This is a genomic window from Limimaricola litoreus (genome assembly GCF_024159025.1).
Classification (GTDB): Bacteria; Pseudomonadota; Alphaproteobacteria; order Rhodobacterales; family Rhodobacteraceae; genus Limimaricola; species Limimaricola litoreus.
On the sequence record NZ_JAMYXC010000260.1, the window covers coordinates 1 to 9,345 of the forward strand.

At 67.0% G+C, this 9,345-nt stretch carries 8 protein-coding genes and 1 pseudogene; 8 read left to right on the forward strand and 1 reads right to left on the reverse strand.

Annotation, left to right across the window (positions count from 1 at the left end; translation table 11 throughout):
* Positions 1-934: helix-turn-helix domain-containing protein (locus NHG85_RS16210; protein ID WP_253334286.1), on the reverse strand; the 934-nt coding region annotated here is incomplete at its 3' end.
* Positions 935-1,149: 215 nt separating this feature from the next.
* On the opposite strand from NHG85_RS16210, the gene NHG85_RS16215 reads away from it, so the two are divergent.
* The 8 genes and pseudogenes from NHG85_RS16215 to NHG85_RS16250 all read left to right on the forward strand — a co-directional run.
* On the forward strand, positions 1,150-2,493 hold the full coding sequence (locus NHG85_RS16215; protein WP_253334288.1) for a substrate-binding protein: 1,344 nt from the start codon (positions 1,150-1,152) through the stop codon (positions 2,491-2,493).
* A gap of 117 nt (positions 2,494-2,610) precedes the next feature.
* Positions 2,611-3,642, forward strand: a complete 1,032-nt coding sequence (locus NHG85_RS16220) for a branched-chain amino acid ABC transporter permease (protein ID WP_253334290.1) — start codon at positions 2,611-2,613, stop codon at positions 3,640-3,642.
* Between the two features lie 3 nt (positions 3,643-3,645).
* Entirely contained in the window at positions 3,646-4,854 is a 1,209-nt protein-coding gene (locus NHG85_RS16225) for a branched-chain amino acid ABC transporter permease (RefSeq protein WP_253334292.1), read from the forward strand.
* A gap of 11 nt (positions 4,855-4,865) precedes the next feature.
* Positions 4,866-5,624, forward strand: a complete 759-nt coding sequence (locus NHG85_RS16230; protein ID WP_253334294.1) for an ABC transporter ATP-binding protein — start codon at positions 4,866-4,868, stop codon at positions 5,622-5,624.
* Positions 5,625-5,640: 16 nt separating this feature from the next.
* On the forward strand, positions 5,641-6,396 hold the full coding sequence (locus NHG85_RS16235; RefSeq protein ID WP_253334296.1) for an ABC transporter ATP-binding protein: 756 nt from the start codon (positions 5,641-5,643) through the stop codon (positions 6,394-6,396).
* Positions 6,397-6,428: 32 nt separating this feature from the next.
* Complete coding sequence (gene acs, locus NHG85_RS16240; protein ID WP_253334298.1) at positions 6,429-8,378, forward strand: acetate--CoA ligase; 1,950 nt, start codon at positions 6,429-6,431, stop codon at positions 8,376-8,378.
* Positions 8,379-8,500: 122 nt separating this feature from the next.
* Entirely contained in the window at positions 8,501-8,980 is a 480-nt protein-coding gene (locus NHG85_RS16245; protein ID WP_253334300.1) for a hypothetical protein, read from the forward strand.
* Positions 8,981-9,094: 114 nt separating this feature from the next.
* A pseudogene (locus NHG85_RS16250) lies at positions 9,095-9,345 on the forward strand (acetyl-CoA carboxylase, biotin carboxyl carrier protein); the annotation flags it as partial.

Sequence of the window (9,345 nt, forward strand, 5' to 3'; positions counted from 1 at the left end):
CCCGCGGCGGGCCAAGCCCGGCGGGCAGCGTCGCCAAACGGCGCAGCACCCGCTCCAACGGCTGCCCGAGCCGCGCCGCGATCGCCAGCGGGTCGGGCTTTTCGCCCCAGGCCGCCCCGATCGCCTCGGAGGGAAGCGCTGCCGCGTCGGCGCGGTACTGCGCCAGCCGATGGACCAGCATGTCGCGCGCGGATGCATCGAGCCCCGGTGCTTCCGCCGCCATCTCCTCGGGCCGCATCGCGGGGCTTTCGCCTTCGAGCGCAGGCAGGTGATGGTCCGCGGCCTCGAAGAACCGTTCGACCTGTTCCTGCGGCGAAAGCGCCGTCGGGCCGTGGTCGTTGCCCGGTACCTCAAGGTAGCCCGCGAGCCTGCGGCTGCTGTCGGCTAGGCGCAGGCTTTCGGCGTGGATGTTGTTGTGAAACCGGGCCTGCCAGTCCCGGTCGAGCGTCTCTCCGCCCGCGAGGATCGAGGCGGTGGAGCGGATCGCAGTGGCGGAGGTGATCACCTGGTGCAATGAGGCCGACAGTTCGGGGTCATGCGCCAGCCGGTCGCCCAGCGCTGCGACCTGCGCTTCGAGCGTCTCGATCCGGCGCGCCTGCGCATCGACCACCGCCGCCCAGTCGGGAAAGCGCCCGGCGAACTCCTCGGGCGCCGCGAGCGGCCGCGCCTGTGCCGAACCCGCCGCCGCGAGCCGGGCGAGCAGCGCCCCGTCCGCCCCCTCCGACAGCTGCGCCACCTCCAGCTCCAGCGCCCGGGCGATGGCGTTGAGAAGCCGCCCGCCGATGCGGCGGCGGTTGTGCTCGATCAGGTTGAGATAGGAGGGCGAGACACCGATGCGCCGGGCCAGCTCGCCCTGCGCCATGCCCGCATCGAGCCGACGCGCCCGGATCCGCGAGCCTGCGAGGACCGTTGCCGCCTCCGCCGCGCGGCTCATCGCCCGCGGCCTTTTCTGCACATGCGAGAGAATTTATTTACAAGTTTACTATCCATCCTGTCGATAAGTTTACAGAAAACCATCGTCCCTCCAAGCACTTGTTGCGCGATTTTCCTCCCTGCCCCGATACTGCCCCTGCACCGTAAGGTGTGGCGACGCGCGCCGGGCGGAGGAGGTCCAGCGCGCATCGACCGGAACATCAGGGAGGAGACCACATGAGACGACAGAACTTCTCGCGGCGCGGGCTGCTCAGGACGGGGGCCATCGGCGGCGCGGGTCTTGCGCTTCCGACGATCTTCACCTCGAGCGCATCCGCCTTCACCAACAATCCCACCGGATCCTCGGTGACGCTGGGCTTCAACGTGCCGCAGACCGGGGCCTATGCCGACGAGGGCGCCGACGAGCTGCGCGCCTTCGAGCTTGCGGTCGAGCATCTCAACGGCGGCGGCGACGGGGGGATGCTCAACACCTTCTCCTCCAAGGCGCTCGACGGCACCGGCATCCTCGGCAAGAAGGTCGAGTTCGTCACCGGCGACACCCAGACCAAGTCCGACGCCGCCCGCGCCAGCGCCCAGTCGATGATCCAGAAGGACGGCGCGATCATGATCTCGGGCGGCTCCTCCTCGGGCGTCGCCGTGGCCGTGCAGGGCCTGTGCCAGGAGGCGGGCGTGATCTTTATGTCCGGTCTCACCCACTCCAACGACACCACCGGCAAGGACCGCAAGGCCAACGGCTTCCGGCATTTCTTCAACGCCTACATGTCCGCCGCGGCCCTCGCGCCGGTGCTGCAGAACCTCTACGGCACCGATCGCAAGGCCTACCACCTGACCGCCGACTACACCTGGGGCTGGACCCAGGAGGAATCGATCGCCGCGGCGACCGAGGCGATGGGCTGGCAGACCACCGAAAAGGTTCGCACGCCGCTCGGCGCGGGCGATTTCTCCTCCTACATCGCGCCGGTGCTGAATTCGGGCGCCGACGTGCTGGTGCTCAACCACTACGGCGGGGACATGGTGAACTCGCTGACGCAGGCGGTGCAGTTCGGCCTGCGCGAGCGTCAGGCCAACGGCCAGGATTTCCAGATCGTCGTGCCGCTCTATTCGGAGCTGATGGCGCGCGGCGCGGGCTCGGCCATCGCCGGCATTCCCGGCTCGCAGAACTGGGACTGGAAGCTTGAGGACGAGGGCACCAAGGCCTTCGTGAAGAGCTTTGGCGAGAAATACGGCTTCCCGCCGTCTCAGGCCGCGCATACCTGCTACGTGCAGACGCTGCTCTATGCCGATGCCGTGACGCGGGCGGGCGACTTCAACCCCTGCGCCGTGGTCGAGGCGCTCGAGGGCTTCGAGTTCGACGGCATGGGCAACGGCCCGACGCTGTACCGCGCCGACGATCACCAGTGCTTCAAGGACGTGGTCGTGGTGAAGGGCGCCGAGAACCCGCAGGACGAGTTCCACCTCGTGGAGATCGTCGAGGTCACGCCGACCGAGCAGGTCACCTACGCGCCGGACCACCCGATGTTCGCCGGCGGCGCGCTGGGCGAGTGCAACCCGGGCGCCTGACGCCCTCACCCGAGACAGCCGGTCGCGCATCCCGCGACCGGCCCCTCCCGACGCGCGGACCCCAGGGGCCCGCGCGAGCGGGGGCGGCTTGACCATCCTCACATATGGACGGGGACCATGGACGCCATACTCATCCAGATCCTGAACGGGCTCGACAAGGGATCGGCCTATGCGCTGATCGCGCTGGGCCTCACCCTCATCTTCGGCACGCTGGGCGTGGTGAACTTCGCCCATGGCGCGCTGTTCATGATCGGCGCCTTCTGCGCCGTCACCCTGCAGAAGATCCTGACGCTCAGCGTCACCACCATCGACCCCGAGCGCACCGACTTTCTCGGCAATCCGATGAAGGTCCAGACGCCCTATGTTGAGAACTGGTTCGGCCCCGAGATGGGTGCCACCATCATCGACTGGGCCGTGCCGCTGGCGATCCTGCTGGCGATCCCGGTCATGGTGCTGGTGGGCTTCGTGATGGAGCGCGGGCTGATCAAGCATTTCTACAAGCGCCCCCATGCCGACCAGATCCTCGTGACCTTCGGCCTCGCCATCGTGCTGCAGGAGGTGATCAAGTATTTCTACGGCGCCAACCCGATTCCGACGCCCGCGCCCTCGGCCTTCAAGGGCAGCCTCGACATCGGCGTCTGGCTCGGCTTCGATCCCTATTCGATCATCTACCCCTACTGGCGTCTGGTGTATTTCTTCTTCGCGGGCATCATCATCGCGGGCGTCTTCGCCTTTCTGCAGTTCACCACCTTCGGCATGGTGGTCCGCGCCGGCATGGCCGACCGCGAGACCGTGGGCCTTCTGGGCATCGACATCGACAAGCGCTTCACGCTGATGTTCGGTCTCGCCGCCGCCGTGGCGGGGCTTGCGGGCGTGATGTACACGCCGATCCTCAGCCCGAACTATCACATGGGCATGGATTTCCTGGTGCTGAGCTTCGTCGTCGTCGTCGTCGGCGGCATGGGGAGCCTGCCCGGCGCGGTGCTGGCGGGGTTCCTCCTAGGCATCCTGCAAAGCTTTGCCTCGATGAACGAGGTGAAATCGCTGCTGCCGGGCATCGACCAGATCATCATCTACCTCGTCGCCATCGTCATTCTGCTGACCCGTCCGCGGGGCCTCATGGGCCGGCGCGGCGTGATGGAGGAATAAGCCATGCTCGGACTTGAGCGCAAAGACACCCTTCTTCTGATCGCCGTGGCCTTCATCACCCTGTTCGCGCCGATCATCCTCAACCCCTTTCCCGCGGGCTCGGCGCTGGCGCAGTTCAACGCGGGCTATCCCGACCTGATGCAGCGTTTCGTGATCTTCGGGATCTTCGCCATCGGCTTCAACATCCTGTTCGGGCTCACGGGCTACCTCTCCTTCGGCCACGCGGCCTTCCTCGGGATCGGCTCCTACTCGGCCGTGTGGATGTTCAAGCTTCTGTCGATGAACGTCATCCCGGCGATCGTGCTGTCGATCATCATGGCCGGTCTCTTCGCGCTGGTGATCGGCTTCGTCAGCCTGCGCCGCTCGGGCATCTACTTCTCGATCCTGACGCTGGCCTTCGCGCAGATGAGCTACAACCTCGCCTATTCGGTGTTGACCCCCATCACCAATGGCGAGACCGGCCTGCAGCTCACCCTCTCGGATCCGCGCATCCTCGACGGGGCCTCGACCGGCGGCCTGCCCGTCACCTCGCTCTTCGGCGCCGAGATGCGCGACACCACCACGCTCTTCGTGGGGCCCTGGTCCTGGGACTTCTCAGTCGGCTACTACTTCTGCGCGGTGCTGATGCTGCTGGCCTTCTACCTCTCGGTGCGGATCTTCCGTTCGCCCTTCGGCATGATGCTGCGGGCGGTGAAATCGAACCAGCAGCGGATGAACTACACCGGTCTCAACACCCGCCCCTACACGCTTGCGGCCTTCGTGATCTCGGGCATGTATGCGGGGCTCGCCGGCGGTCTTCTGGCGGCGATGGATCCGCTGGCCGGCGCCGACCGGATGCAGTGGACGGCATCGGGCGAAGTGGTGCTGATGACCATCCTCGGCGGCGCGGGCACGCTGATCGGGCCGGTGCTGGGCGCGGGCTTCATCAAGTATTTCGAGAACATCTTCTCGAAGATCAACGACGGCATCCTGCACCAGTGGTTCGCCTTCATGCCCGACGGGCTGGAGAACGCCATGGTCGCCGTCATCCACCCCTTCATCGGCAAGGGCTGGCACCTGACGCTGGGCCTGTTGTTCATGCTGGTCGTCATCTTCCTGCCCGGCGGCCTCGTCGAGGGCGCGCAGCGGACGGGCCGCCTGTTCCGCCGCCGCGACAAGAATGCCGACCATGTCGAATCCGACGCCGCGCGCCAGCGCGCCGCCGCGGAATAAGGAGCGCCATCATGGGCATTCTCGAAGTCAAGGGCGTCAACAAGCGCTTCGGCGGGCTGCAGGCGCTGGGCGACGTCAACCTCTCGGTCAAGGAGAACACCGTCCACGCCATCATCGGCCCCAACGGCGCGGGCAAGTCGACGCTGCTCAACTGCCTCGTTGGCAAGCTGATCCCGGACTCGGGCTCGGTCATGTTCGACGGCCAATCGGTGCTCGGACGCAAGCCGCATGAGATCAACCAGATGGGCATCTCCCGCGTGTTCCAGACGCCCGAGATCTTCGCCGATCTCTCGGTGCTGGAAAACGTGATGATCCCCTGCTTCGCGCGACGCGACGGCGCCTTTCGCCTGCACGCCTACGAGACGGTGCGCAAGGAGGCGGGCATCCGCGAGCAGGCCGAGACGATGCTCGCGGACGTCAACATGCTCGAAAAGCGGCACATGATCGCCTCCAGCCTGTCGCGCGGCGACAAGCGGCGCCTCGAGATGGCGATGTGCCTGGTGCAGACGCCCAAGCTTTTGCTGCTCGACGAGCCGACGGCGGGCATGGCGCGGGCCGACACCAACAACACCATCGATCTTCTCAAGGAGATCAAGGCCAAGCGCGACATCACCATGTGCATCATCGAGCACGACATGCACGTGGTGTTCTCCCTCGCCGAGCGGATCACCGTTCTGGCGCAGGGCACGCCGCTGGTCGAGGAGACGCCCGAGAACATCAAGGGCCACCCCAAGGTGCGCGAAGCCTACCTGGGCGAGGCGCAGGTCTGAACGCGGGAGCGAGAACATGGCAGAAACGGCGACATTCGACCGCGGGCAGAACAATGCCGCGACCCACCCCAAGTTCCTCTCGGTCTGGGACATCAAGGCCTATTACGGCGAAAGCTACATCGTACAGGGCGTCAGCTTCGACATCCACGAGGGCGAGATCCTCGCCCTTCTGGGCCGCAACGGCGCGGGCAAGACCTCGACCTTGCGCACCATCGCGCGGCTCGACGACCCGGCGCTCAGGCATGGCGAGATCTGGCTCGATCACAAGCCGCTGCACAAGATGAAGTCGCACGAGGCGGCGGCCAACGGCATCGCGCTGGTGCCCGAGGACCGACGCATCATCCCCGGCCTCACGGTCGAGGAAAACCTGCAGCTGGCGCAGATCGCGCCGCCCATCGGCTGGTCGTTGGAGCGGATCTACGGGCTGTTCCCGCGCCTCAAGGAGCGCCGCAAGCAGGAAGGCGTGACGCTCTCGGGCGGCGAGCAGCAGATGCTCGCCATCGCCCGCGCGCTGGCGCGCGACATCAAGGTGCTGCTTTTGGACGAACCCTACGAGGGGCTCGCCCCCGTGATCGTGCAGGAGATCGCCAAGACGCTGAACATCATCCGCGATCAGGGGATCACCACCATCATCGTCGAGCAGAACGCCGTGGCCGCGCTCAAGCTCGCCGACCGGGCCGTGATCCTTGACACCGGCTCGGTCGTCTATGACGGATCGGCACAGGAGGTGCTCGAGGACGAGGCATTGCGCCAGCGCTACCTCGCGATCTGAGCATCAAGGGAGAGAGAATGAAGGATCAGCTCATGACACCGCAGCTTCACGAGCCGAACGATGAGACCCGCGCCCGCGCCCATATCGACCGGGCCGGATACGACCGGATGTATGCGCAATCGATGCAGGACCCCGAGGGCTTCTGGGCCAAGGAGGGCCAGCGGCTCGACTGGATCAAGCCCTATGCCAAGGTGAAGGACACCGATTTCACCCTTGGCCGGGTCTCGATCAAATGGTTCGAGGACGGCACGCTCAACGTCGCGCAGAACTGCGTCGACCGGCACCTTGCCACGCGCGGCGACCAGACCGCGATCATCTGGGAGCCCGACGACCCCGAGGCCAAGGCGCAGCACATCAGCTACCGGCAGCTGCATTCCCATGTGGGCAAGATGGCCAACGTGCTCAAGAAGATGGGCGTCGGCAGGGGCGACCGCGTCGTCATCTACATGCCGATGATCCCGCAGGCGGCCTATGCCATGCTCGCCTGCGCCCGGATCGGCGCGATCCATTCGGTCGTCTTCGCGGGCTTCTCGCCCGACGCGCTCTCGGCGCGGGTCACCGGCTGCGACGCCAAGGTGGTGATCACCGCCGACGAGGCGCCGCGCGGCGGCAAGAACACCCCGCTCAAGACCAATGCCGACAAGGCCTTCGAGAAATGCCCCGATGGCACGCAGATGCTCGTGGTCAAGCGTTCGGGCGGGCCGGTCGAGATGGTCGAGGGCCGCGACCACTGGCTGCACGAGATGGAGGACGGCGTCTCGGACGATTGCCCGGCCGAGGAGATGGGGGCGGAGGATCCGCTGTTCATCCTCTACACCTCCGGCTCCACCGGACAGCCCAAGGGGGTCGTGCACACGACGGGCGGCTATCTCGCCTACGCCGCGATGACCCATCAATACACCTTCGACTACCATGACGGCGACGTGTTCTGGTGCACGGCGGATGTCGGCTGGGTGACGGGGCACAGCTACATCGTCTATGGCCCGCTGGCCAACGGCGCGACCACGGTGATGTTCGAGGGCGTGCCGACATGGCCCGACGCCTCGCGCTTCTGGAAGGTCTGCGAAAAGCACAAGGTGACCCAGTTCTACACCGCGCCCACGGCGATCCGGGCGCTGATGGGCAAGGGCGACCACTGGGCCGAAGGGGCAGATCTGTCCTCGCTCAAGGTGCTGGGCACGGTGGGCGAGCCGATCAACCCCGAGGCCTGGGAGTGGTACGACCGCGTCATCGGCAAGGGGGGCGTGCCGATCGTCGACACCTGGTGGCAGACCGAGACCGGCGGCCACATGATCACCTCCCTGCCCGGCGCCATCGCGACCAAGCCGGGCTCGGCCACCCTGCCCGTCTTCGGCGTGAAGCCCGTCGTGCTCGACCCGCAGTCGGGCGCGGTGATCGAGGAGACCGAGGCCGAGGGCGTGCTTGCCATCGCCGACAGCTGGCCGGGGCAGATGCGCACCATCTGGGGCGATCACGACCGCTTCGAGCAGACCTACTTCTCGCAATACAAGGGCTACTACTTTTCGGGCGATGGCTGCCGCCGCGACGCCGACGGCTATTACTGGATCACCGGCCGGGTCGACGACGTGATCAACGTCTCGGGCCACCGCATGGGCACGGCCGAGGTCGAGAGCGCACTCGTGGCCCACAAGGCCGTCTCCGAGGCCGCGGTGGTCGGCTATCCGCACGAGATCAAGGGCCAGGGCATCTATGCCTATGTCACCCTGATGGAGGGGGTCGAGGCGACCGAGGATCTGCGCAAGGAGCTGGAGGCCTGGGTGCGCCAGGAGATCGGACCCATCGCCAAGCCCGACTGCATCCAGTGGGCACCCGGCCTGCCCAAGACCCGCTCGGGCAAGATCATGCGCCGCATCCTGCGCAAGATCGCCGAGAACGATCACGGCAGCCTGGGCGACACATCGACCCTGGCCGAACCGCAGGTCGTCGAGGAGTTGATCGAGAACCGGATGAACCGCGGCTGATACGCCCGGCGCAACGCCTTGGGGCAACGAGGGGCCGGCCGAAAGGTCGGCCCCTCTTCACGAGTTCTTCGCTTTTTCTTCCGAGCATCCCTCCCGGTGGGGACGTGATTCGGGAGTTTCGAATGGATGTCTTGAAACCGGCCGCGCAACCGGCGGCACTGGCGCTCGCGCCGGACCGCGCCGAGCGCGCCGCGCCCAGTTCGGCCGCGGCGCCGCGTGCTGACCTGCCGCCTGTCACGCGCATGGGGGCCACCTCTTCCACTGCACCGCGCCCGCCGGATCAGCTGGGCCTCGGGCTGGTGCAGGCGGCCCGCCTTGCCGATACCGCACCAGCCTCGCCGTCGGATCCGGCGCCCAAAGGCACGCTCAAACCCTGGGGAATCGCCATACTGCCCGACAGCGAAGCCATCGCGGCCCGGCGCGAGGCCGAGGCAGAGGCCGAGACCAATGCCGAGGCTGCGCGGCAGGACGAAGCGCGCGTCTCCACCGCCCATGCGAGCGAAGCCCGGAAGACGCGGCCCCCTGCGCCATTTGAAACCGCACCCTTTGATGCTCCGCCCCCGATAGGCGTGGAGACCGACGCACCGCCCGCCCCCGGCTGACGCGGCGCCCGCGCCCGTCTCGATGGTCGCGGGCTGCTTTCCTCGCCTCGCGAACCGGCGTATAAGCCCCCGGAACTGCAGCCCGGACGGGCGCGACACGAGGGGCCCAGAGCTATGAGCGACAAGACCAGCCACGACAGCGATGTCAGCTTCATCCGCGCGCTTGCGGAACTGCTGCACGAAAACGACCTGACCGAGCTTCAGGTCAAGCGCGACTATGCCGAGAACGACAGCCTGAACGTCCGCGTCAGCCGCGCGCGCGAAGTGGTCCAGCAGGTCGCCATGTCGCAGCCCTCCGCCCCCGCGCCGACGGCTGCCGCCGCGCCGAGCCCGGCCGAGGTCAGCGCGTCGAAGGCGGGAACCTG